Below are 254 nucleotides of genomic sequence, written 5' to 3'. Positions count from 1 at the left end.
GCCCATGCCATGCACCAGCACCTGGCCCTTGTACAGCGGACTGAAGTTTCCGGGCGCCGGATCGCCCAGCCGGATCACGCCCAGCAGCTTGTTGTCCACCGGGTCGGTGACCGAGACGGTGTTGGAAAACTGTTCGGCGGCATAGATGCGGTCGCGGTGCGACACGGGGATATCGGGCGCTGCCGCCGCGCCGGGCGCCTGTCCGGCGAACACGGCCGGGGCCAGGGCCAGCGCGACGGCGCCGGCCAGGAGAT

1 pseudogene is annotated in these 254 nt (G+C 70.5%); it reads right to left on the bottom strand.

What is annotated here, in order from left to right:
- A pseudogene (locus ACR6JA_RS23005) lies at window positions 1-254 on the bottom strand (hypothetical protein); the annotation flags it as partial.

This window comes from Cedecea sp. B1(4) (assembly GCF_059414925.1).
Note: the sequence above shows the minus strand (reverse complement) of the source record. Positions and strands in the feature narration are given on the sequence as shown.